Origin of the sequence: Georgenia sp. H159 (assembly GCF_035607575.1) — a bacterium.
Classification (GTDB): Bacteria; Actinomycetota; Actinomycetes; order Actinomycetales; family Actinomycetaceae; genus Oceanitalea.
This window is the reverse complement of record NZ_JAYDZY010000012.1, coordinates 26,974-49,988: the sequence shown is the minus strand read 5'-3', so window position 1 is coordinate 49,988 and position 23,015 is coordinate 26,974. Positions and strand designations below refer to the sequence as shown.

22 protein-coding genes and 2 tRNA genes are annotated in these 23,015 nt (G+C 72.4%); 11 read left to right on the top strand and 13 right to left on the bottom strand.

Translation table 11 applies throughout. The features are described 5' to 3' along the window. Positions 1–43 precede the first annotated feature (43 nt). Positions 44–2,752, top strand: coding sequence for a valine--tRNA ligase (gene valS, locus VR894_RS15425; RefSeq protein WP_324652940.1), 2,709 nt, complete (start codon positions 44–46; stop codon positions 2,750–2,752). A 79-nt stretch (positions 2,753–2,831) separates the two neighbouring features. Then, complete coding sequence (locus tag VR894_RS15420) at positions 2,832–4,649, top strand: AMP-dependent synthetase/ligase (RefSeq protein WP_324652939.1); 1,818 nt, start codon at positions 2,832–2,834, stop codon at positions 4,647–4,649. Positions 4,650–4,777: 128 nt separating this feature from the next. Here VR894_RS15420 and VR894_RS15415 read toward each other — a convergent pair whose 3' ends face one another. From VR894_RS15415 to VR894_RS15385, 7 genes are all read right to left on the bottom strand, one after another. Then, positions 4,778–5,080: a chorismate mutase gene (locus VR894_RS15415; protein ID WP_324652937.1), complete on the bottom strand. Its 303-nt coding sequence runs from the start codon at positions 5,078–5,080 to the stop codon at positions 4,778–4,780. A gap of 97 nt (positions 5,081–5,177) precedes the next feature. Further along, positions 5,178–6,362, bottom strand: coding sequence for a Vms1/Ankzf1 family peptidyl-tRNA hydrolase (locus VR894_RS15410; RefSeq protein WP_324652935.1), 1,185 nt, complete (start codon positions 6,360–6,362; stop codon positions 5,178–5,180). 83 nt (positions 6,363–6,445) lie between these two features. Next, a complete protein-coding gene (clpX, locus tag VR894_RS15405; protein ID WP_324652934.1) occupies positions 6,446–7,717 on the bottom strand; it encodes an ATP-dependent Clp protease ATP-binding subunit ClpX in 1,272 nt (423 codons plus the stop codon). 141 nt (positions 7,718–7,858) lie between these two features. Then, entirely contained in the window at positions 7,859–8,563 is a 705-nt protein-coding gene (locus tag VR894_RS15400; RefSeq protein WP_324652933.1) for an ATP-dependent Clp protease proteolytic subunit, read from the bottom strand. A 29-nt stretch (positions 8,564–8,592) separates the two neighbouring features. Beyond that, the gene (locus VR894_RS15395; protein WP_324652931.1) at positions 8,593–9,210 is read right to left on the bottom strand and encodes an ATP-dependent Clp protease proteolytic subunit; all 618 of its coding nucleotides are present in this window, start codon (positions 9,208–9,210) and stop codon (positions 8,593–8,595) included. Positions 9,211–9,408: 198 nt separating this feature from the next. Next, positions 9,409–10,884 (bottom strand): trigger factor, encoded by a 1,476-nt coding sequence (gene tig / locus VR894_RS15390; RefSeq protein WP_324652930.1) that lies wholly within the window; start codon positions 10,882–10,884, stop codon positions 9,409–9,411. Between the two features lie 202 nt (positions 10,885–11,086). After that, a tRNA-Pro gene (locus VR894_RS15385) sits at positions 11,087–11,160 on the bottom strand. 83 nt (positions 11,161–11,243) lie between these two features. Here VR894_RS15385 and VR894_RS15380 point away from each other — a divergent pair. Together VR894_RS15380 and VR894_RS15375 are read left to right on the top strand one after the other, a co-directional pair. Further along, positions 11,244–11,317 (top strand) — tRNA-Gly (locus VR894_RS15380). A 64-nt stretch (positions 11,318–11,381) separates the two neighbouring features. Continuing rightward, the gene (locus tag VR894_RS15375; RefSeq protein ID WP_324652928.1) at positions 11,382–12,311 is read left to right on the top strand and encodes an alpha/beta hydrolase; all 930 of its coding nucleotides are present in this window, start codon (positions 11,382–11,384) and stop codon (positions 12,309–12,311) included. 19 nt (positions 12,312–12,330) lie between these two features. Here VR894_RS15375 and rpmF read toward each other — a convergent pair whose 3' ends face one another. Beyond that, complete coding sequence (gene rpmF / locus VR894_RS15370; RefSeq protein ID WP_324652926.1) at positions 12,331–12,498, bottom strand: 50S ribosomal protein L32; 168 nt, start codon at positions 12,496–12,498, stop codon at positions 12,331–12,333. A 156-nt stretch (positions 12,499–12,654) separates the two neighbouring features. Between rpmF and VR894_RS15365 the strand changes: the two genes are divergently transcribed. From VR894_RS15365 to epsC, 5 genes are all read left to right on the top strand, one after another. After that, positions 12,655–13,287 (top strand): YigZ family protein, encoded by a 633-nt coding sequence (locus VR894_RS15365; RefSeq protein ID WP_324652925.1) that lies wholly within the window; start codon positions 12,655–12,657, stop codon positions 13,285–13,287. A gap of 45 nt (positions 13,288–13,332) precedes the next feature. Continuing rightward, on the top strand, positions 13,333–13,689 hold the full coding sequence (locus VR894_RS15360) for a GntR family transcriptional regulator (protein WP_324652923.1): 357 nt from the start codon (positions 13,333–13,335) through the stop codon (positions 13,687–13,689). Continuing rightward, on the top strand, positions 13,686–14,687 hold the full coding sequence (locus tag VR894_RS15355; protein WP_324652922.1) for a DUF1648 domain-containing protein: 1,002 nt from the start codon (positions 13,686–13,688) through the stop codon (positions 14,685–14,687). Before VR894_RS15360 ends, VR894_RS15355 begins: the two co-directional genes overlap by 4 nt. A 241-nt stretch (positions 14,688–14,928) precedes the next feature. Continuing rightward, positions 14,929–15,864, top strand: coding sequence for a cysteine synthase A (gene cysK, locus VR894_RS15350; RefSeq protein ID WP_324652920.1), 936 nt, complete (start codon positions 14,929–14,931; stop codon positions 15,862–15,864). A gap of 1 nt (position 15,865) precedes the next feature. Further along, a complete protein-coding gene (epsC, locus tag VR894_RS15345; protein WP_324652919.1) occupies positions 15,866–16,447 on the top strand; it encodes a serine O-acetyltransferase EpsC in 582 nt (193 codons plus the stop codon). Positions 16,448–16,506: 59 nt separating this feature from the next. Here the strand turns inward: epsC and VR894_RS15340 are convergent, their stop codons facing one another. Both VR894_RS15340 and VR894_RS15335 read right to left on the bottom strand, forming a co-directional pair. Next, positions 16,507–17,436, bottom strand: a complete 930-nt coding sequence (locus tag VR894_RS15340; RefSeq protein ID WP_324652917.1) for an Fpg/Nei family DNA glycosylase — start codon at positions 17,434–17,436, stop codon at positions 16,507–16,509. After that, positions 17,429–17,746 carry an MGMT family protein gene (locus tag VR894_RS15335; RefSeq protein WP_324652916.1) on the bottom strand — a complete coding sequence of 106 codons (318 nt, stop codon included), beginning with the start codon at positions 17,744–17,746 and terminating at the stop codon, positions 17,429–17,431. The genes VR894_RS15340 and VR894_RS15335 overlap by 8 nt, the downstream gene beginning before the upstream one ends. Positions 17,747–17,805: 59 nt before the next feature. Between VR894_RS15335 and VR894_RS15330 the strand changes: the two genes are divergently transcribed. After that, positions 17,806–19,089 carry a GNAT family N-acetyltransferase gene (locus tag VR894_RS15330; RefSeq protein ID WP_324652915.1) on the top strand — a complete coding sequence of 428 codons (1,284 nt, stop codon included), beginning with the start codon at positions 17,806–17,808 and terminating at the stop codon, positions 19,087–19,089. Between the two features lie 28 nt (positions 19,090–19,117). On the opposite strand, the gene VR894_RS15325 is transcribed toward VR894_RS15330, so the two are convergent. Next, complete coding sequence (locus VR894_RS15325) at positions 19,118–19,564, bottom strand: ribose-5-phosphate isomerase (RefSeq protein WP_324652913.1); 447 nt, start codon at positions 19,562–19,564, stop codon at positions 19,118–19,120. An 84-nt stretch (positions 19,565–19,648) separates the two neighbouring features. Between VR894_RS15325 and VR894_RS15320 the strand changes: the two genes are divergently transcribed. Further along, positions 19,649–21,649 (top strand): M13 family metallopeptidase, encoded by a 2,001-nt coding sequence (locus VR894_RS15320; RefSeq protein ID WP_324652911.1) that lies wholly within the window; start codon positions 19,649–19,651, stop codon positions 21,647–21,649. A gap of 52 nt (positions 21,650–21,701) precedes the next feature. Here VR894_RS15320 and VR894_RS15315 read toward each other — a convergent pair whose 3' ends face one another. Both VR894_RS15315 and VR894_RS15310 read right to left on the bottom strand, forming a co-directional pair. Beyond that, positions 21,702–22,244: a DUF6636 domain-containing protein gene (locus VR894_RS15315; RefSeq protein WP_324652909.1), complete on the bottom strand. Its 543-nt coding sequence runs from the start codon at positions 22,242–22,244 to the stop codon at positions 21,702–21,704. Positions 22,245–22,313: 69 nt separating this feature from the next. Beyond that, the gene (locus VR894_RS15310; protein ID WP_324652907.1) at positions 22,314–23,012 is read right to left on the bottom strand and encodes a YggS family pyridoxal phosphate-dependent enzyme; all 699 of its coding nucleotides are present in this window, start codon (positions 23,010–23,012) and stop codon (positions 22,314–22,316) included. Positions 23,013–23,015: the final 3 nt, after the last annotated feature.

The window sequence follows — 23,015 nt, the reverse complement described above, 5'->3', positions numbered from 1 at the left end:
CCGATGACCGCGCCGGAGCGGGACCGTGGAACAATCGGGTCCCATGACCGACGCGCACAACCCCACCCCCGCCGCCCCGCTGCCCGCCCCGTCCGTCCCGGACAAGGTGAGCCTCGACGGTCTCGAGGACAGGTGGGACGCCACGTGGAGCGAGCAGGGCACCTACGGCTTCGACCGCACCGCGACCCGCGAGCAGGTCTACTCGATCGACACCCCGCCCCCGACGGTCTCCGGCTCCCTCCACGTCGGTCACGTGTTCTCCTACACGCACACCGACGTCGTCGCCCGGTACAAGCGGATGACCGGCAAGCGGGTCTTCTACCCGATGGGGTGGGACGACAACGGCCTGCCCACCGAGCGCCGGGTGCAGAACTACTACGGGGTGCGCGTCGACCCGTCGCTGCCCTACGTGCCCGACTACGTGCCACCGCACGACGGCGGCGACGGCAAGAGCGTCAAGGCCGCCGACCAGCAGCCGATCTCCCGCCGCAACTTCGTCGAGCTGTGCGAGCGCCTCACCCAGGAGGACGAGAAGCAGTTCGAGGCGCTGTGGCGACGTCTCGGGCTGAGCGTCGACTGGTCCCACCACTACCAGACCATCGGCCGCGAGTCCCAGCTCGTCGCGCAGGCCGCGTTCCTGCGCAACCTCGCCCGCGGGGAGGCCTACCAGGCCCAGGCGCCGGGCCTCTGGGACGTCACCTTCCAGACGGCCGTCGCCCAGGCGGAGCTCGAGGCCCGCGACTACCCGGGCCACTACCACCGGGTCGCCTTCCACCTCACCGACCCGGAGGCCGGTACCGGCCTGGAGCAGGTGACGGACGGCAAGGTCCACATCGAGACGACGCGCCCCGAGCTGCTGCCCGCCGTCGTCGCCCTCATCGCCCACCCCGACGACGAGCGTTACCAGCCGCTGTTCGGCACCACGGTCCGCTCCCCGCTCTTCGACGTCGAGATCCCGGTGCTCGCCCACCCCGCCGCGGAGATGGACAAGGGCGCCGGCATCGCGATGTGCTGCACCTTCGGCGACCTCACCGACGTCCAGTGGTGGCGCGAGCTCGACCTGCCCACCCGGCCCGTCATCCGCCGCGACGGCCGGCTGCTCGCCGAGGCGCCCGAGTGGATCACCCGGGACGGCGCCGTCGCACTGTGGACCGAGTCCCTCGCCGGCCGCACGACCTTCACGGCCCGCAAGGAGATCGTCGACGCGCTCCGCGCCAGCGGGGACCTCGACGGTGAGCCGGTGGCCACCCAGCGCAAGACGAACTTCTTCGAGAAGGGTGACAAGCCCCTGGAGATCGTCACGTCGCGGCAGTGGTACATCCGCAACGGCGGCCGCCCGGCCACCGACCCCCGGGGGCGCGACCTGCGTGAGGCGCTCCTCGAGCGCGGCCGCGAGCTCGGCTTCCACCCGGACTTCATGCGGGTGCGGTACACCAACTGGGTCGAGGGCCTGACCGGGGACTGGCTCATCTCCCGTCAGCGCTTCTTCGGCGTGCCGATCCCCGTGTGGTACGCCGTGGACGGCGACGGCGAGCCCGACTACGAGCGGGTGCTGGCGCCGTCGGAGGAGAGCCTGCCGGTCGACCCGAGCATCGACGTGCCCCCGGGCTACACCGCGGAGCAGCGCGGGGTGCCCGGCGGCTTCGTCGGCGAGGTCGACATCATGGACACCTGGGCGACGTCCTCGCTCACCCCGCAGATCGCCGGCGGCTGGCTGCGCGACGAGGACCTCTTCGCGCGCGTGTTCCCGATGGACCTGCGCCCCCAGGGGCAGGACATCATCCGCACCTGGCTGTTCTCCACGGTCGTGCGCGCCCACCTGGAGTTCGACTCCCTGCCGTGGCGCGACGCCGCCGTCTCGGGATGGATCCTGGACCCGGACCGCAAGAAGATGTCCAAGTCCAAGGGCAACGTCGTCACGCCGGTGGACCTGCTCGAGCAGCACGGGTCCGACGCCGTGCGCTACTGGGCCGCCTCGGCGCGCCTGGGCACCGACGCGGCCTTCGACGTCGGCCAGATGAAGATCGGCCGACGGCTGGCGATCAAGGTGCTCAACGCCTCCAAGTTCGCCCTGACGATGGGCGGGGACGCCCCGGTGAGCCTCGACGTCACCGCCGTGACCGAGCCGCTGGACCGTTCCCTGGTCGCCGGGCTGGCCGACGTCGTGGAGAGCGCGACGACGGCGCTGGAGCGCTACGACCACACCCGCGCGCTGGAGCTGACCGAGACGTTCTTCTGGGCCTTCTGCGACGACTACCTCGAGCTCGTCAAGGACCGCGCCTACGGCACGACCGAGGCCGGGTACACCCCCACCGAGGTCACCTCCGCGCGCACCACGCTGGCCCTGACGACCGACGTCGTCCTGCGGCTGCTCGCCCCCTTCCTGCCCTTCGCGACCGAGGAGGTGTGGAGCTGGTGGCGCAGCGGCTCGGTGCACGCCGCGCCGTGGCCCTCCTCCGCGCCCCTGCGCCAGGCCGTGCCCGACGCCGACCCCGCGCTCCTCGGCACCACGGGACGTGCCCTCGCGGCGCTGCGCAAGGTCAAGTCCGAGGCGAAGGTCTCCCAGCGGACGACCTTCGCCCGGGTGCGCCTCGAGCTGCCGAGCGGCGACGTGGAGCGCATCGGCGCGGCGCTGGCCGACCTCCGCGCCGCCGGTCGGGTGCGCGGCGACCTCGAGATCGCCGGCAGGACCGACCTGGAGGACGCCGTCGTCGGGGCGCACGAGCTCGACGAGCCCCCGGCCAAGCGCTGAGCCGGCCGGCCCGCCCACCGGCACACCCGACCACCGGCGCCTGCGGTGGCACCACCGCAGGCACCTGCAAGGAGACACGATGAACGCACGACCTGAGGCGAGCACCCCGGGTCTGGGCCGGCTCGAGCCACACATGTCCCTCCCGTGGGTGCTGGCCGACCGGCTCGCCCGCGACCCCGCGGGCGTCATCTTCGAGCGGAAGTCCTCGCTCGGCACCCGGTTCGTCCCGGTGAGCGTCCGGACGTTCGCCGAGGAGGTCGCCGCCGTCGCCAAGGGCCTCATCGGGCTCGGGGTCGAGCCGGGTGACCGCGTCGCGATCATGGCCCACACGAGCTACGAGTGGAGCCTGCTCGACTTCGCCGCGTGGTCGGCCGGAGCCGTGCCCGTCCCGATCTACGAGACCTCCTCCGCCGACCAGGCCGAGTGGATCGTCACCAACTCCGGGGCGCGGCTCGTCTTCGCCGAGACCCGCGCGATGGCCGCCCTCCTCCAGCCGCTCGTCGAACGGCTGGACCGCCTCGAGCAGGTGCTCACGCTCGACGAGGACGCCATCGACACCGTCATCGGCCACGGCACCGACGTGCCCGCCGAGCGGGTCACCGAGCGGTCCGAGGCGACGTCCATGGACAGCCTCGCGACGATCATCTACACCTCGGGCACCACCGGGCGCCCCAAGGGCGTGGAGCTGACCCACGGCAACTTCGTCACGCTCGTCGTCAACGGCAGCGACGACCCCAACTTCTCCGACGTCGTGCGCGGCGGGGACAAGCGCACGCTGCTGTTCATGCCGCTCGCGCACGTCTTCGCCCGCTTCGTGGAGGTGCTGTGCGTCTACTCCGGCGCCACCATGGGACACGTCCCGGACGCGAAGAACCTCGTGGCGGACCTCGACGCGTTCCGCCCGACCTTCCTCCTCGCCGTCCCGCGGGTCTTCGAGAAGGTGTACAACTCCGCCGACGCCAAGGCCGGGGCGGGCGCCAAGCAGCGCATCTTCCGCTGGGGCGCGAAGGTCGCCATCACCTACTCCCGCGCGCTGGAGACCACCGCCGGGCCCTCCGCCGCGATCAGGGCCCAGCGCGCCCTCGCGGACCGGCTGGTGTACCAGAAGATCAAGGCGGCCATGGGCGGGAACCTCGACTGGGCCATCTCCGGCGGGGGCCCGCTCGGTGAGCGCCTCGGGCACTTCTTCCGGGGTGTCGGCGTCGGCGTCCTCGAGGGCTACGGGCTCACCGAGGTCGGCGCGCCGACCACGGTCAACCGGCCCGGCCTCGTGAAGATCGGGACCGTCGGCCCGCCCTACCCCGGCGCCTCCGTCGCGATCGCCGAGGACGGTCAGGTGCTCGTCAGGGGCGACCACGTCTTCCGCGGCTACCACGACAACCCGGAGGCCACCGCGGAGGCGTTCACCGAGGACGGCTGGTTCATCACCGGCGACCTCGGCCGGCTCGACGCCGACGGCTACCTGCGCATCACCGGCCGCAAGAAGGAGATCATCGTGACGGCCGGCGGCAAGAACGTCGCCCCGGCGGTGCTCGAGGACCGGCTGCGCGGCCACCCGCTCGTCTCCCAGGTGGTCGTCGTCGGCGACGGGCGGCCCTTCATCGGTGCGCTCGTCACGCTCGACGCCGAGATGCTGCCCGGCTGGCTCGCCAACCACGACCTGCCGGCGATGAACGTCGACCAGGCGGCGCGCGACGAGCGCGTGCTCGCGGCGCTCGACCGCGCCGTCACCCGCGCCAACGAGGCCGTCTCCCGCGCGGAGTCGATCCGCAAGATCACGGTCCTCACCGTCGACTTCACGATGGAGAACGGCTACCTCACGCCGAGCCAGAAGGTCAAGCGCGCCAAGGTCCTCACCGACTTCGCCACCGAGGTCGACGCGATCTACGGCACCTGACCCCACCCCCCGCCCCGTCCCCACGGTCGCCGAGAGGGAGTTCCCCTACCCCGCCGAGAGCGGAGTTGTTTCGGAAACAACTCCGCTCTCGGCGACGGGGGGGAGGTTGCTCCGCCGGTGACGGGGGGTTACTCCGCGAGGCGGGACTCGGCCGCGGCGACGTGGTGGCGGATGACCTCCTCGACGATGAACGCGAGGAACTTCTCGGCGAACACCGGGTCCAGGCCCGCGTCCTCGGCCAGCGCCCGGAGCCGCTCGATCTGCTGGGCCTCGCGCTCATGGTCCGCCGCCGGCAGACCGAGGTCCGCCTTGATGTGGCCCACCCGCTGCGTGCACTTGAACCGCTCCGCGAGGAGGTGGATGAGCGCGGCGTCGATGTTGTCGATCGTGCCGCGTGCCTGCGCCAGCTCGGCGGGGATGGTCTCGCTCATGGAGCCGATCCTAGGCTGCACGCGCGCCCCCGCCTGCGCCATCTCACCAGACGCGACGACGGCGCCACCCCCGCGGGTGGCGCCGTCGTCGGTGTGCCTAGGCGCGCGCGGTGTCGCCGCTGTCCTTGTAGGCGTGCTCGTGCGGTGTCGAGGCGTCCCGCCAGCGCAGGATGGCACCCACGCCGTCGGCGAGCTCGGCGCTCGCCTCGTCGACGATGGTCACACCCGCCCCCTGCTCCACGGCCGCCCGGCTGATGGCGAGGTCGGCGCGGACCTCCCGAGGACTCTCCACCCCCAGGTCGGCCAGCAGTGCCGGTGTCGTGGCGATCTCGAGCGGGCTCTCCCCCGCCCACAGGCTGCGCAGGCGCAGCTGGGAGTTCCGGCCGGTGGTGTCCTCACGCAGGATGAGCTCGGCGACCTGCCCGCGGGCGAGGGCGGATACGACGTCGTCGACGCTCTGCGTCGCCGTGCCCTCACGTCCCTCCTCCTGCCGGAAACGGTCGAGCACCTCCTCGCGGCGGTGGGCGCGGAACACGTCCAGCGCCTCGTGGAGCTTGCGGTCGAAGGCGTGCTCGTTGACACCCGCCGAGCGCGAGCCGCCGTCGAGCACGCTGACGATCTCGGCGGCCTCGCCCCCGAGCCGTTCCCGCACGAGCGCCACGGCCCGCACGTCCCCGGTGAGGAGCAGCAGCTCGGGACGCCGCTCGGTGACGATGCGGTCGAGCTCGACGGCCACCGCCTCGGCGTTGCGCTCCCAGGAGTCCTCCGCGCGGGCCTGGAGACGGCGGGAGGCCATCCCCGCCCGACGCACCTTGTTGATGACGTCGTGGCCGCCCTCGACGCTCCCGAGCTCGTCACCGGTCTCGTACTCGAACGCGGAGTGGCGCTGCAGGGTCAGATCGGCCCCCGTGCGGTCGATCTCCGCCAGGAGGTAGGACACCGTCCCGTCGGCGACCTTCGCCAGGGAGACGATGTCGACACCGACGACGCCGGTGTCGTCCGACGGCGGGTCGGCGAGCACGCGATCGACGACCACCCCGTCGGGGCCGGCGACGATCGTGCGCCCGTGCTTCCCGGCGACGTGGGTGGGGATGCGCACCTGCTCCTCGACGTGGTCGAGGGTGCGTGCGCCGATGCCGCGGCCCTCGAGGGTGCGGCGGAGATCTCGCCAGCGGGTGACGACCGCCTGGTAGCCGTTCTCGGTCTCACGGGTGGCGTCGAAGGTGACGCTGACGACCTCGTCGCCGCTGGGAACCTGGCTCGTGAGCCAATCGATCTGCATGTGACAGCACCTCACTCGTTCTCGCGTGCAGTGCTCTCTACTGTGGGCCAGGACGTGCCCGGACGCACCTCGCAGGGACCGTCTCAGGCGCTCTTCTCACGGGGCGGACGGCGCTTCTTCTCGCGCGGCACCAGCGTGGGGTTGACGTTCTGCTGGACGACCTCGCCGGTGATGACGACCTTGGCGACGTCGTCGCGGCTGGGGACGTCGAACATCGTCTCGCGCAGGATCTCCTCCATGATGGCGCGCAGCCCGCGCGCGCCGGTCCCCCGGAGGAGGGCGAGATCGGCGATGGCCTCGAGGGCGTCGTCGGAGAACTCGAGCTCCACGCCGTCGATCTCGAACATCCGCTGGTACTGGCGCACGAGCGCGTTGCGCGGCTCGGTGAGGATGCGGATGAGTGCCTCCCGGTCGAGCGGGGAGACGGTCGTGACGATCGGGAGCCGGCCGACGAACTCGGGGATGAGCCCGAACTTGTGGAGGTCGGCGGGGCGCACCTCGGCGAAGGGGTCGAGGTCCTCCTCGGTGGACCGGAGCGTCGCGCCGAAACCGATGCCGCTGCGGCCGATCCGCGAGGTGATGATGTCCTCGAGCCCGGCGAAGGCGCCGGCCACGATGAACAGCACGTTGGACGTGTCGATCTGGAGGAACTCCTGGTGCGGGTGCTTGCGCCCGCCCTGGGGCGGCACCGACGCCTGGGTCCCCTCGATGATCTTGAGCAGCGCCTGCTGCACGCCCTCCCCGGACACGTCCCGGGTGATCGACGGGTTCTCGCTCTTGCGGGCGATCTTGTCGATCTCGTCGATGTAGATGATGCCCTTCTCGGCCTTCTTGACGTCGAAGTCGGCGGCCTGGATGAGCTTGAGCAGGATGTTCTCGACGTCCTCACCGACGTACCCGGCCTCGGTGAGCGCCGTCGCGTCGGCGATCGCGAAGGGGACGTTGAGCATCTTCGCCAACGTCTGGGCGAGGTAGGTCTTGCCCGTGCCGGTGGGCCCGATGAGCAGGATGTTGGACTTCGCGAGCTCGACGACGTCCTCGGAGCTCGGCGGCTTCTCGGCGGCCTGGACCCGCTTGTAGTGGTTGTAGACGGCGACGGCGAGGGAGCGCTTGGCGGGCTCCTGACCGACGACGTACTGCTCGAGGAAGTCGAAGATCGCCTTCGGCTTGGGCAGGTCGACCAGACCGAGCTCGCTCGCCTCGGCGAACTCCTCGTCGATGATCTCGTTGCACAGGTCGATGCACTCGTCGCAGATGTAGACGCCGGGCCCGGCGATGAGCTTCTTCACCTGCTTCTGGCTCTTGCCGCAGAAGGAGCACTTGAGGAGGTCAGCACCCTCAGCACTACGCGCCATGCTCACTCCTCTTCCACACAGGGGGGACCCACTCCCCCCATTGGACACCATGTCGGTGCCGCGTGTCTTGCTCGCCGCGACACCGGTGTGTCGCGGCGGGTGTCCCCGCCGGCCGGGCGCACTGCCCGGCCGGCGGTGAGGTCAGGACCCGATGACCGCGGCCGCGGCCTTGCGGGACTCGAGCACCTGGTCGACGAGGCCGTAGTCCAGCGCCTCGGCGGCGGTGAGGATCTTGTCGCGCTCGATGTCCTCCCGGACCTCCGCGACGTCCTTGTTCGAGTGGTGCGCGATGGTCTCCTCGAGCCACTCCCGCATGCGCAGCACCTCACGGGCCTGGATCTCGATGTCCGAGGCCTGCCCGTAGCCGCCGCCCTGGAGCGCCGGCTGGTGGATCATCACGCGCGAGTTCGGCAGCGCGAGCCGCTTGCCCGGGGACCCGGCAGCGAGGAGCACGGCCGCCGCCGAGGCCGCCTGGCCCAGGCACACGGTCTGGATCTGCGGCTTGATGAACTGCATCGTGTCGTAGATCGCGGTGAGCGCGGTGAAGGAGCCACCGGGCGAGTTGATGTACAGCGTGATGAGACCGTCGGGGTCCCCGCTCTCCAGGACGAGGAGCTGGGCCATGACGTCGTCCGCCGACGCGTCGTCGATCTGCACGCCGAGGAAGATGATCCGGTCCTCGAAGAGCTTGGTGTAGGGGTCCTGACGCTTGTAGCCGTACGCCGTGCGCTCCTCGTACTGGGGCAGCACGTACCGCGAGGACGGCGACGCGGGGGCGGCGCCGCCGGCGAGGGCCGAGCCGTCGAGGCGGCCGGCGCGGGCCATGAACTGGGATTCGATGCTCACAGATGCTCCTGAATGGTCGTCGTGGTCCGCTACTTGCCGGTCGTGCCGCCGCCGCCGGAGACCGAGGCAGCGGACTCGACGACGTGGTCGATGAAGCCGTACTCGAGGGCCTCGGGCGCGGTGAACCAGCGGTCACGGTCGGCGTCCCGGTTGATCTGCTCGACGGTCTTGCCGGTCTGCTCGGCGGTGATCTCGGCGAGCACGCGCTTCATGTGGAGGATGAGCTCGGCGTTGATCCGGATGTCGGTGGCGGTGCCGCCGATGCCGCCGGAGGGCTGGTGCATCATGACGCGGGCGTGCGGCGTGGCGTACCGCTTGCCCTTGGCGCCGGAGGACAGCAGGAACTGCCCCATCGAGGCGGCCATGCCCATGCCGACGGTGGCGACGTCGGGCTGGACGTACTGCATGGTGTCGTAGATCGCCATGCCGGCCGTCACCGAGCCGCCGGGGGAGTTGATGTACAGGAAGATGTCCCGGTCCGGGTCCTCGGCTGCCAGGAGGAGCATCTGGGCACAGATGGCGTTGGCGTTGTCGTCACGCACCTCCGTACCGAGCCAGATGATGCGCTCCCTGAGCAGTCGCTGATAGATCGAGTCGTTGAGGCCGAGGCTGTTGCTGTCGCTGGCGCCTCGAGGCTGCTGGCTCACGTGCACGCTCCCAAATGGTTCGTCGTCCGGGGCACCGCCGGACGGTCGCTGACGGCCGGCGATGTTCCTAGGACACTAACCCCGCCGGAGGCCCGATCCTGCCGCGACCGACGAGTTTTCGCTGTTGGCGCACCGCACGGGGGCGGGTACGCCGCGGGGGCGGTGCCGGCTCGGCACCGCCCCCGTGGCGGATGGCAGTCAGTCGGCGCTGGGCGCGGACTCGGCGCTGTCGGCCGAGTCACCGCTGTCGCCCGAGTCTGCGCTCTCCCCGGAGTCCGCACTGTCGGCGCTCTCGCCGGAGTCGGCGCTCTCGCCCGAGTCGGCGCTTCCCTCGGCGGGACCCGCGGCGTCCGCCAGGGCGGCTGCCTCGGCGGCCACCGCGGCGGCGTCGTCCTCGTCGGAGCCGATGAACTCGCTGAGGTCGACGGACTCGCCGGCGCCGTCGACCACCGTCACCCGGCGCAGGGCGACCGCGAGGGCCTTGTTCCGCGCCAGCTCACCGGCGAACACCGGGATCTGGCCGGCCTGGCCCGCGGACTGGATGAACTCGTTGGGGTCCATGCCGTACTGGCGGGAGGTGGACAGGAGGAACTCGAGGAGCTCGTTCTGCGCGACCTGGACCTCGAGCGTCTCGGCGAGCTCGTCGAGGATGAACTGGTCACGCATGGCCTTCTCGGTGTCCTCGCGGACCTCCTCGCCGTGCGGGTCGTCCTCGGCCTTGCCCTCGGCCTCGAGGTGCGCCTTGATCTCGGCGTCGACCGCGTTCTTCGGGAGCGGGAACTCCACCTCGGTGCGCAGCCGCTCCAGGAGGAGGTCGCGGGCGGCCACGGCCCGGTTGGCGTTCTTGTCCTTGGCGACCTGCTCGCGCAGGTCGGTGCGCAGCTCCTCGATCGTGTCGAACTCCGAGGCGAGCTCGGCGAACTCGTCGTCGGCCTCCGGGAGCTCGCGCACCTTGACGCTGCTGACGGTGACGGTGACCTCGGCCTCCTCACCGGCGCGCTCACCACCGACGAGGGTGGAGGTGAAGGTGGTGGTCTCGCCGGCGCCCAGGCCGGTGAGGGCCTCGTCCAGGCCCTCGAGCATGGTGCCGGAGCCCACCTGGTAGGAGGTGCCGGTGACCGAGTCGACCTCCTCCTCGCCGACCGTCGCGCGGAGGTCGATGGACACGAAGTCGCCGTCGGCCGCCGGGCGGTCCGCGCCGACCAGCGTGCCGAAGCGCTCGCGCAGCGACTCGAGGCGCTGCTCGACGTCCTCGTCGCTCACGTCGACGGAGTCGACGGTGAGCTCGTAGGTGGACAGGTCGGGCAGGGAGATCTCGGGGCGGACGTCGACCTCGGCGGTGAACGTCAGCTGGCCGCCGACGTCGCCGGTGAGGTTCGGGACCTCGGTGACGTCGACCTCGGGCTGGCCGAGCGGCTTGATGCCGGTCTCGGCCACGGCGTCGCGGTACAGGCCCGGCAGCGCGTCGTTGACGGCGTGCTCGATGACCGTGGCCCGCCCGACGCGCTGGTCGATGATGCGCGCGGGGACCTTGCCCTTGCGGAACCCGGGGACATTGACCTGTTCGCCGATGTGGGAGTAGGCGTGGTCGATGCTCGGCTTGAGCTCCTCGTACGACACCTCGACGGTGAGCTTGGCCCGGGTGGGCTCAAGGGTCTCGACGGCGCTCTTCACTGCATGCTCTCCACTCTTCGGTTCCATGGACGCCCCCGCGTGGGGGAAGGTGCGGGTCTGTGCGTGCGCGAACCGAGCGGCTAGGCAGGGGGCCGTGCGCACAGGCGCGATCCATCGTAGTCCACGCACCCCGCGCCACGCGACGCCGGGTCCCGGGCGCCGGCGGTGAGATCCGCCTCCGCAGCCGCCGGGCCGGACGGCGTCGGGATGACAGGATTCGAACCTGCGACCTTCCGCTCCCAAAGCGGACGCGCTACCAAGCTGCGCTACATCCCGTCGGCCACTGGTGGCCGACGCCGATTGTAGGCGACCGGCCGAGGCACGTTACACTCGTCCTGCACGCCGGTCAGCCGGCGGGTGCGGGTGTAGCTCAATGGTAGAGCCTCTGCCTTCCAAGCAGATGGTGCCAGTTCGATTCTGGTCACCCGCTCCATGTCTCCTGGCGGCGCCCCCCGGCGGGGCGCCATACTTGCCTCCACCGAGGCAAGGAGGCGGCCATGGCCGGTCGCAGGGAGCTCGTGACGCTGGCGGTGCTCGCCGCCGTCGCCGGAGGCGTCGTCGCTGCCAGCCGCCCCGACCGGCCCGCACCACCCCGCCGCACGGGCGTCGCCGCGGGCGGCATGGAGTACCTCGCCCTCGGCAGCGGACCGCGGACCCTGCTGAGCATCCCCGGAGGGCCGGGCAGCGACCTGCCGTCCGGTGTCCGCGGCCGCCTCACCGAACGTGAGGTGAGGCCCTACCTCGACGCCGGGTACACGGTGTGGACCGTGACGCGCGCCCGGCACATGCCGCCCGGGCACTCCGTGGCGGACATGGCCGACGACCACGCCCGCTTCGTCCGCGAGGAGCTCGGCGGCACCGTCGACGTCGTCCTCGGCCAGTCCTACGGCGGGATGATCGCGCTGCACCTCGCCGCCCAGCACCCGGACCTCGCCCGCGCCGTCGTGGTCGCGGGCGCCGCGGCCACGCTGCGGGAGTGGGGCAAGGAGCTGGACGCGCGGTGGGCGCGCCTCCGCGCCGAGGGGCGGCACGGCGAGGCGGGTGCGGTCTTCCTCGAGTACGTCCTGCCGGACGACCGGCACGCCCGGTTGCGCCGGGTCCTCGGCCCGGTGGCGGCGAGGCTGTTCACGGGCTCGACGACGCCGCCCGGGGACCTCCTCGTCGAGGCGGAGGCCGAGCTCGCCTTCGACGCCCGCGAGCTGCTCGACCGCATCACCGCGCCCGTCCTGCTCCTCTGCGGGGAGGAGGACGAGTTCTTCTCCCTCGAGGCGGTGCGCGCGACGGCCGCCGCCCTCGCGGACAGCACGCTCGTCACCTACCCGGGACGTGGCCACATCGCCACGCTGAGCAGCAGCGACCTACCGCGTGACGCGCTCGCCTGGCTCGCCCGCCGGGAACGCACGACGGCCGCCACCCCAGCGGGGTGACGGCCGTCTGCAGAGTCACTCAGTCAGCGAACTCCAGGCCCTTCTGGTAGGCCTTGGCCAGGCGCCGGGGCACCTGGATCTCGCGGCCCTCAACGCGGACAGTCTGGAGCACGGTGGGCTCAGCCTTCCACTGGGACCGGCGAGAGCGGGTGTTGCTACGGGACATCTTGCGCTTCGGAACTGCCATCTGCCCTGCCGCTCCTTTCGTGGTCGAGACGATTGCCGTCGTACAGCGTGCCATGCCGGGCGTCACTTGACCAATGGCGGCGGCCCGACCAGCGGTGTGAGATTCCCCGCTCCCCTGGGACGGACGGGCCGACCCCTGGACCACAATGGTCCCACGATGGACGTCCGCACCCTCGCGCCCGGCGCGACCACCCGCACCGAGCTGGAGGTCCGCCGCTCGCGGTTCGTCACGTGGCTGCGGCGGGCCGACTCCGAGGACGCGGCGCGCGAGCTCGTCGGCGAGGCCCGGCACGCCTACCCCGACGCCCGCCACCACTGCTCCGCCTTCGTCGTCCGCGTCCCGGGCGCGAACCTCGTCGAACGCTCCTCCGACGACGGGGAGCCCGCCGGGACGGCCGGCATGCCGATGCTCGAGGTGCTGCGCGGGAGCGGGCTGGTGGACGTCGCGGTCGTCGTCGTGCGGTACTTCGGTGGCGTCAAGCTGGGCACGGGGGGCCTCGTCCGCGCGTACTCCGACGCCGTCCGCTCCGCCCTGGACAGCGCACCGGTCGTCGTCCAGCGGGAGAGCCGGCTGCACGCCGTGGTGCTGCCGCACGCGGACGCCGGACGGGTGGAGTCCGAGCTCCGTGCGCTGGGTTTCGCCGTCGACGACGTGAGCTACGCCGAGGACGTCACCCTCACCCTGGCGACGAACGACGACGGCGCACTCGCCTCCGCCGTCGCGGGCCTCACCGGGGGCCGCGCACAGGTCCGGGACGCCGGCACCCGGGTGGTCGAGCACCCCGGGTAGTGGTGGAACTTGTTCTAGTTGCCATAGAGCAATATAGTTGACGCCATGCTCATCCGCATCGACACGGCTTCGACCCAGCCGCTCTTCGAGCAGCTGGCCGCGCAGGTGCGCACGGCCGTGCTGCGCGGTGAGGTCGTCAGCGGGGAGCGGCTACCCTCCGCCCGGGACCTCGCCGAGTCGCTCGACGTCAACGTCCACACCGTGCTGCACGCCTACCAGGTGCTGCGCGACGAGGGCCTCGTCGAGCTCCGCCGCGGGCGCGGGGCCGTCGTCACCGCGCACGCCGTCGAGCACTACGCCCCGCTCGTCGACGCCCTGCAGGCCGTCCGCGAGGAGGCCGCCAGACTCGGGCTCCCGCCGTCCGCCGTCGCCGCCCTGCTCACCTCCGAGGAGAAGCCATGACCTCCCGCCCCCTCCTACCGCACCGTCGGCGCGCCTGGCTGCTCGGGGTCGTGGTGCCCGTGCTCGTCACGGCTGCCGCCTGGGCCGTCGTCGTCGCCCTGCTGCCGCGCGTGCCGGAGCCGGCCGCCATCCACTGGGGGACGTCCGGCGTCGACCGCACGGGCTCCGTCGCCGAGCTGGTGGCTCCGAGCGCCGTCATCAGCGGGGTCTCGCTGGTGGTCATGGCGCTGTGCTCCGTCCTCACGGGGCGCCAGGCGCTCACGCGGCGGATGACGCTCGGGCTGGCCGTCGCGCTCGCGACGATGTTCGGGGGGATCGCGGTGGCGACGGTCGCCGTGCAGGTCGACGCTCCCACCGCGAGCGACTCCACCTCACCCGAGTGGTGGATCGTCGCCGTCGTCGCGGTGGCCCTCACCCTCGGCGCGGCCGCCGGTGCACTCGCCGGTGCCGACCCCGCCCAGCCGGCGGACGGCGCGCTGCCGCCGGACGCGGCGACCGCCTCCCTCCCCCAGGGCCAGCGGGCGGTGTGGCTCCGCACCGTCACGGCGCTCGGCCCCACGCTCACCTGGGTGCTCGTCGTCGGCGGCGCCGTGCTCGCGGTCGGCCTGTGGCTGCTCACCCGCAGCGCCGTCCCCGTGGTCGTCCTCGCTCCGGTCGTGGTCCTCATGCTCGCGATGACGACGTGGCAGGTGCAGGTCGACCCGCGCGGTCTCACCGCCCGCGGGAACCTCGGGTGGCCGCGGGTGCACGTCCCCGCCGCGGAGGTCGCGCGCGCGGACGTCGGCCGGGTCCGCCCGTTCCCCGAGTTCGGTGGGTGGGGCCTGCGGACCAACGTCGCCGGCACGGTGGGTGTGGTCGTGCGGGCCGGTGAGGCGATCGCCGTCGAGCGCTCCGGCGGGCGCAGGCTCGTGGTCACCGTCGACGACGCAGCAACGGGCGCTGCGCTGCTCAACACCTACGCCGAGCGGTCCCGGGGTGCGGCCGTGACCCGCGATTGATCCCACCCCGGCGCTGGTTTAGGGTTCAAGAGCACGCGGCCGGACCACCGGCCCGAGTCGCAGTGAGAGGAGACGTCGCAGCCATGTCCGTGCTCGCCGCCCCCAGCTCCTGCCCCTGCTGCCGCGCCTGTCTGTAGAGCGCCCGGCTCAAGCGTGCGGCCCCGCCGCATGCCAGGCGCTCCCCTCGCCGCCAACGCCGGCGGCGCTGCTCCCCACCGACCTCACCTGTGAAGGAACCCCCATGGCACGCATCTACGACGACGTCACCGCACTCGTCGGCCGCACCCCGCTCGTCCGCCTCAACCGCGTCACCGACGGGGCCAAGGCCACCGTCCTGGCCAAGCTCGAGTTCTACAACCCCGCCAACTCCGTGAAGGACCGCATCGGCGTCTCGATCGTCAACGCCGCCGAGCAGTCCGGTGCGCTGCCCCCCGGCGGCACGATCGTCGAGGCCACCTCCGGCAACACCGGTATCGCCCTGGCGATGGTCGGCGCCGCCCGCGGCTACGACGTCGTCCTGGCGATGCCGGACACGATGAGCAAGGAGCGCCGCGCCCTGCTCCGTGCCTTCGGCGCCGAGCTCGTCCTCACCCCGGGCAGCGAGGGGATGAAGGGAGCCGTCGCGAAGGCCGAGGAGATCGCCGCCGAGCGCCCGGGGGCGGTCCTCGCCAAGCAGTTCGCCAACGAGGCCAACCCGGCCGTCCACCGCCAGACCACCGCCGAGGAGGTCTGGAACGACACCGACGGCGAGGTCGACTACTTCGTCGCTGGCATCGGGACCGGCGGCACCATCACCGGCGTCGGCCAGGTGCTCCGCGAGCGCAAGCCGGACGTCAAGATCATCGCCGTGGAGCCCGCCGAGTCCCCGATCCTCAACGGTGGGCAGCCCGGCCCGCACAAGATCCAGGGCATCGGCGCGAACTTCGTCCCCGAGATCCTCGACACCTCCGTCTACGACGAGGTCATCGACGTCAACATCGACCAGTCCACCGAGGTGGCTCGCCGCCTCGCCGCCGAGGAGGGCATCTTCGCCGGGATCTCCTCCGGGGCTGCCGTCCACGCGGCCCTCCAGGTCGCCGCCCGGCCCGAGGCCGAGGGCAAGACCATCGTCGTCGTCATCCCCAGCTTCGGTGAGCGCTACCTCTCCACCCCGCTGTACAGCGAGTTCGCCGACTGACGTGCACGACTCCCCGATCCGCTTCTGGGTGCTCCTCCGGGAGGACCTCGAGGCTGCGCGCCGCGGCGACCCCGCGGCGCGCAGCCTCGTCGAGGTGGCCTTCGCCTACCCCGGTGTCCACGCCCTGTGGGCGCACCGCGTGTGCCACCGGATGTGGCATGCCGGGCCGCTGGGGAGGCTGCCCGCGCGGCTGCTGTCCCAGCTGGTGCGCGCCCTCACCGGGGTCGAGATCCACCCGGGGGCCGTGCTCGGCCGCCGGCTGTTCATCGACCACGGCATGGGCGTCGTCATCGGGGAGACCTCGACGGTCGGCGACGACGTCGTCATGTTCCACGGCACGACGCTCGGTGGCCGGTCGATGACCAGGGGCAAGCGCCACCCCACCATCGGGGACCGGGTGGTCATCGGGGCCGGCGCCAAGGTGCTCGGCCCGATCACCGTCGGCGACGACGCGCAGATCGGTGCGAACGCCGTCGTCGTCAAGGACGTCCCGGCCGGTGCGGTCGCCGTGGGCGTCCCCGGACGCGTCCGGGAGCGGCCCACGGAGGTGGACCCCTACTCCGACCCCGCGCTGTTCATCTGACCCGTCGGCCACCCGCGGCGCACCGCGCCGGGCGTCCGTCCGCCGGGGCGGTGTCGTCCTCAGCGGGCGTCCGCGGGCCGACGCTGCTCGCGCGGGCACCAGAAGACCCGCCGACCGGCCATGAGGTCCTCGGCGACCTTGCTCCCGCAGCGCAGGCACGAGCGGCCGGAGCGGTGGTAGACGTACCAGCGGTCGTCCTCCTCCTGCCGGTCCTCGGGCTCGGTCGTGACGATCCGTCCGGTCGCGACGCCGTCCGCCATGAGGGCCGCGAGGTCCGCCCACATCGCCCGCAGCTTCGCCGCTGGGACCGCCCGGCCGAGCCTGCGCGGGTGGACCCGTGCCCGGTAGAGCGCCTCCGCGCGGTAGATGTTGCCGACCCCCGCGATGACCGCCTGGTCCATGAGGAGCTCACCGACGGGGCGCGCGCGGCGGCGCACGTTGGCGACGAACCGCTCGGCGTCCCCGTCCGCCCTCAGCGGGTCGGGGCCGAGACGGTCGTGGACAGCCGCCTTCTCCTGCGGCGTGACGACCTCACAGGCCGTCGGGCCGGTGAGGTCGGCGACGCCGCGCTCCCCCAGCAGCCGCACCCGCACGGCGCCGCGCGGCTCCGGCGGCTCCCACGGCCCGTCCGCGGGCGCCGTCACCGGGGCGCCGTCGTCGGGCAGCGCGGTCTCCTCCTCCGCGACCCGGCGGCGCGGCGCCCCGATCGCGTGCGGCGCCTGGAAGGACGGGTCGCCGGTGAACGTCCACGAGCCGTACAGCCCGAGGTGCACGCGCAGCCAGCGCAGCTCCTGCGGAGTGGCACCCTCGGAGGAGAAGCCGAGGAAGAGGTGCTTGCCGTGCGCGTCGGTCGCCACCAGCCGATGCCCGTCGAGCAGCGCGGCACCAGCGGCGAAACGGCCCTGCGGGGACGTCACCGTGAGGCGCTCGCCGTGGAGCAGCTCGTCGAACGCGAGCGCGAGCCGGTGGATCGAGTGGCCTTCAGGCATGCGTCTCCTCCAGGGGGTCCCACAGGGCACGGGTGAGGTCGACGGCGCCACCGGGACGCAGGGGCGTCGCCTCGGTCCGGTAGTGCTCGGCGGCACGGGACCCGAGGTGCTCCGGCAGGGAGCCGTCCGCCCGCACCACCCGCCACCACGCGACGGCGCCGCCCTCCCGCGCCATGACGGCACCGACCTGGCGTGCCGAGCCGCGCCCGGTCCGGGCCCGAGCGGCCTCGGCGAGCAGCCCGTAGGTCGTGGCGCGACCGGGCGGCACGTCCTGCGCGATGTCGAGCACGAGCTCGCTCCAGTCACTCACGCGCGTCATTGTCGCAAAATCGCCTGACCGCGCGTGCCCGGCACTGCCATGATCCGGCCGTGACCATCACCCACCCTCCCGAGGTTCCGCTCTCGGCCGGCTACCGGCTGGCCGAGCTCGACGACGCCGCCGACCGCGACGCCATCCACGACGTCGACCGCTGGGCCTTCGCCTTCGACTTGGCGCCCGAGGACGAGGCCGCCCTCGTCTGGACCCTGGAGCCGGGCCGCAGCGTCGGTGTCTGGCACGACGGCCCGCGGGGTACGACCCTCGCGGCGGTCCACTCCTCCTACGCCTTCCGCCTCCAGGTGCCGGGAGGTGGACGGATCCCCGCCGCCGGCCTCACCTGGGTCGGGGTGCATCCGGGCCACCGGCGTCGTGGGCTGGGCCGCGCCATGCTGCACGCCCACCTGCGCCGCTCCCGTGAGCGCGGCGAGGTCGTCTCGGTGCTCAACGCCGCCGAGAGCAGCATCTACGGGCGCTACGGCTACGGCGTCGCGACGCACCGCACGTCCGCCACCCTCGGCCGGGGTGCCGGGCTGCGGGACGTCCCGGGCAGCACGGACCTCGTCGTCGAGCTCGAGACGCTCGACCCGCAGCGACACGGCGACGTCGTCGAGCACGTCCACGCGCAGGTCGTCCGGCCGGGGTGGATTACCCGCGACACCCCGGCCCTGCGCGCCGACCACCTCGTCGACTGGCCCTCGGCCAGGCGCGGGGCCGAGCGGCGGCGCATCGCCGTGGTGCGTGGGCCCGCCGGCGAGCCCTTCGGGTACGCGGTCTTCCGCCGGAAGGAGAAGTGGAGCCAGGAGAACAAGCCGGAGGGGACGGTCTCGGTGCACGACGTCCTGGCGCTCGACGCGGCATCGTCGAGGGCGCTGTGGGGCGCTTTGCTCGACCTCGACCTCATGGGCTCGGTCGAGGTCCACAATTTGGCACCCGACGACGCAGGCTTCGGCCTGCTCACCGAGCTGCGTGGGATCAACAGACGCCTGCACGACGACGTCTGGCTGCGGGTCCTCGACCTGCCGGCCGTGCTGCGCGCGCGGGCCTACGCCGCGCCGGTCGACGTCGTGCTGGACGTCAGCGACCCGCTCATCCCCGACAACGCCGGCCGCTGGCACGTGCGCGGCGGCCCGGGTGGGGTGGAGGTGTCCCGCACGGACGCGGCGGCGCACCTGGCGCTCGACGTGTCCGACCTCGCCTCCGCCTCCCTCGGTGGCACCACCCTCGCCGCGCTGGCAGCCGCGGGCCGGGTCACCGAGCTGGCCCCGGGCACGCTCCACCCGGCCGCGGCAGCCTTCGGCTGGCCGGTCGCAGCGAGCACCGGCTGGGGGTTCTGAGCCGGGCGGTCTCGCGGTGGGGTGCGGCTCAGCGCTGCTCGTACTCGGCGAGCTGGTCGATGCGGCGCTGGTGGCGGGCCTCGCCGGAGAACGGCTCGGCGAGGAAGGCCTCGACGAGGGCGACGGCGTCGTCCACCGAGTGCTTGCGGGCGCCGAGGGAGATGACGTTGGCGTCGTTGTGGGCCCGTGCCAGGGTGGCCGTGTCGAGGTCCCAGGCGAGTGCGGCGCGCACGCCGCGCACCTTGTTCGCGGCGATCTGCTCACCGTTGCCCGAGCCGCCGAGCACGATGCCCAGGCTGCCCGGCTCGGCGACGACGGCCTCCCCGGCCGAGAAGCAGAAGGAGGGGTAGTCGTCCAGGGCGTCGTAGGTGTCGGCCCCGTGGTCGACGACGTCGTGGCCCCCCGCGGTGAGGTGCTCGACGAGGGCGGCCTTGAGCTCGAACCCTGCGTGGTCGGCGGCGATGTGGATGCGCATGGCCCCATCTTGCCGTGTCGCGGCACCAGCGCGGGCCCCGGTCTCAGCCCGCGCCGCCGACCGCGCCTCCCGTATCGTCGGACCATGACGACTGACGAGACCACCGTGTCGATGTCGTTCGAGCAGGCCATGGACACGACCGTGCGGCCGCAGGACGACCTCTACCGCCACATCAACGGGACCTACCTCCGCGAGCACGAGATCCCGGCCGACCGGGCCCGTGACGGCGCCTTCATGGTGCTGCGCGACCTGTCCGAGCAGCGGGTGCGTGACATCATCACCGACGCCGCCGCGGCCGAGGACGCCACGGGTGAGGCCAAGCAGGTCGGCGACCTGTTCGCCTCCTTCATGGCCGAGGAGCGCATCGAGGCGCTCGGTACCGGACCCCTCCAGCCCGACCTCGAGCTCTTCACGGCCGCCCGCGACAAGGACGCGCTCGCCCGGGCCATGGGCACCCTCGCCTCCACGGGTGTCGGCGGCGCCGTCGCGCTCTTCGTCGACACGGACTTCAACGACCCCGACAGCTACCGCGTCTTCCTGTGGCAGAGCGGCCTCGGCCTCCCCGACGAGTCCTACTACCGCGAGGACGCCCATGCGGAGACCCGCTCGGCCTACCTCGCCCACGTCGCCGCCATGCTCGAGCTCTCCGGGCTCGTCACCGCCGACGAGGCGATGGGCGCGGCGCAGCGTGTCATGGACGTCGAGACCCGCCTCGCCGCCGGTCACTGGGACAAGGTGCGCTCCCGCGAGGCCGACCAGATCAACAACCCCCGGACGTGGGCCGAGGTCCTCGACTCCGCGCCCGGCTTCCCGTGGGACCTGTGGCGCGAGTCGCTCAACCTGCCCGCGGGGGCCGTCGACTCGACCATCGTCGGGATGCCGTCCTTCCTCACCCACTTCGCCGCGGCGTGGGAGGAGCTGGACGTCGACTCCCTGCGGATGTGGCTGCTGTGGCACGTCGTGTCGGCCCGCGCCCCCTACCTGCCCTCCGCCTTCGTCGAGGAGCACTTCGACTTCTACGGGCGCACCCTCACCGGTGCCCCGGAGCTGCGCGAGCGGTGGAAGCGCGGCGTGTCGCTCGTCGAGGGTGCCCTCGGTGAGGCCGTCGGCAAGATCTACGTCGAGCGCCACTTCCCGCCCGAGCACAAGGCACGGATGCAGGAGCTCGTCGACAACCTCATCGAGGCCTACCGCCAGTCGATCACCGAGCTCGACTGGATGGGCGAGGAGACCAAGCAGCGCGCGCTGGAGAAGCTCGCCGCCTTCACCCCGAAGATCGGCTACCCCGACAAGTGGCGCGACTACTCCACCCTGGAGACTGACCCGACCGACCTCCTCGGCAACGTGCGTCGCGCCGAGCTCTTCGAGACGGCCCGCAATCTCGCCAAGCTCGGCGAGCCCATGGACCGCGACGAGTGGTTCATGCCGCCCCAGATGGTCAACGCCTACTACAACCCGACGATGAACGAGATCGTCTTCCCGGCCGCCATCCTCCAGCCCCCGTTCTTCGACGTCGACGCCGACGACGCGTGGAACTACGGCGGGATCGGCTCGGTCATCGGGCACGAGATCGGCCACGGCTTCGACGACCAGGGCAGCAAGTACGACGGCACCGGCCGGCTGCACGACTGGTGGACCGAGCAGGACCGTACCGAGTTCGAGGCCCGCACCAGGGCGCTCATCGCCCAGTACGACGCCTTCTCCCCGGACCAGCTCGACGGCTCCCACCACGTCAACGGCGCCCTCACCATCGGGGAGAACATCGGGGACCTCGGCGGGCTGTCGATCGCGATCACGGCCTACGAGATCGCGCTGCGCAAGCAGGGGCTCTCCGGGCTCGCGGACGCGCCGGTCGTCGACGGCCTCACCGGCCTGCAGCGGGTGTTCTACGCGTGGGGCCGCATCTGGCAGCAGAAGGCCCGTGACGCCGAGGTCGTCCGGCTGCTGTCGATCGACCCGCACTCGCCCAACGAGTTCCGCTGCAACGGGGTCGTGCGCAACCTCGACTCCTTCGTCGAGGCCTTCGACGTCCAGCCGACCGACGCGCTGTACCTGCCGCCGGAGGAGCGGGTGCGGATCTGGTAGCCGCTGCGCCCCACGTCGGGCCGTCCGGGACCTCCCGGGCGGCCCTGCGTCGTCAGAACAGCCGGTAGGACGCGCGCGCGACGGAGAAGCCGTGACCGGACTCGTCGTGGCGGCACGTGACGCCCGACCGCTCGCTCAGGCACGAGTAGCCGTGCGCCTCGGCCGTCTGCCCGTACTCGAGGACCGGGACGTCACCCACGACGACGAGCGGGTCGCACGGCATGGAGGCCCCGGCCGGCTCCACGCGCAGGTGGCCCCCGGCCCCGTCGCTCTCGCAGGAGGCGGCGTCCTCTGCCGCGTACTGGAAGTTGGAGATGCCGCAGTCCGCGCTGTCCGCGGTGATCGTGCACACGATGTTGCCCGAGGGTGAGGCGAAGTACGTCGGCTCGGCGTCCGCGTCGTCCTCACCCGGCGTCGCGGTGGACGCACCGGTCTGCGTCTCCACGGTGGGGCTCGCGTCGGCGGCCGACTGCTGCCCGTCGCCCGTGAGCCGTTCCATCAGGAGGACGACGAAGAGCAGCACGAGGACGCTCACCACGACGATGAGCAGGATGTGTGCCGGCGTCAGGCGCTGGCGACCTGGCGATGCGGGCATGGACCTTCCTGTCTGTCGACAACTCAGCCACGGTACGCGACCGCCCCGGAAAGCCCGAACTGCGGCTCGTCAGGCGGGCCGGGCCCCGAAGACGGCGGTACCTACGCGCACCATCGTCGCGCCGGCCGCGACGGCGACCTCGAGGTCCCCGCTCATGCCCATCGACAGCTCACGCGCCTCGCCGGTGCCCGCGGCGCCGCCGGCGAGGATCTCCTCCCGCAGCAGGGCCAGCCGCTCGTAGGACGCCCGGACGACGTCGACGTCCGTGGAGTTCGCCCCGATGGTCATGAGCCCCCGGAGGCGCAGGTGCGGCAGGGCCCCGACCGCAGCCGCGAGGCCGGCCGCCTCCTCCGGGGCGACACCCGCCTTCGTCGGCTCGCCCGAGGTGTTGACCTGGACGAGGACGTCGAGCACGCGCTCCGCGCGTCCCGCCAGGCGGTCGAGACGCTGGGCGATGGCCGGGCCGTCGACGCTCTGGACGCAGGTGACGAGTGGGACCACCTTGGTCGCCTTGTTCGACTGGAGCCGGCCGATGAAATGCATCTCGTGCGGTAGGTCCGCGAGCTCCGGCGCGGTCTCGACGAGCTCCTGCGCCCGGTTGTGCCCGAGGAGCTCCGCGCCCGCGCCGATCGCCTGCCTCACGAGGTGAGCCGGCTGCGCCTTGACCGCAAGGAGCAGCCGGACCTCACGCGGGTCGCGGCCCACGACGCGCGCGGCCGCCGCGACCCGGTCCCGGACCGCCGCCAGCGCCTGGGAGATCTCACTCACGCG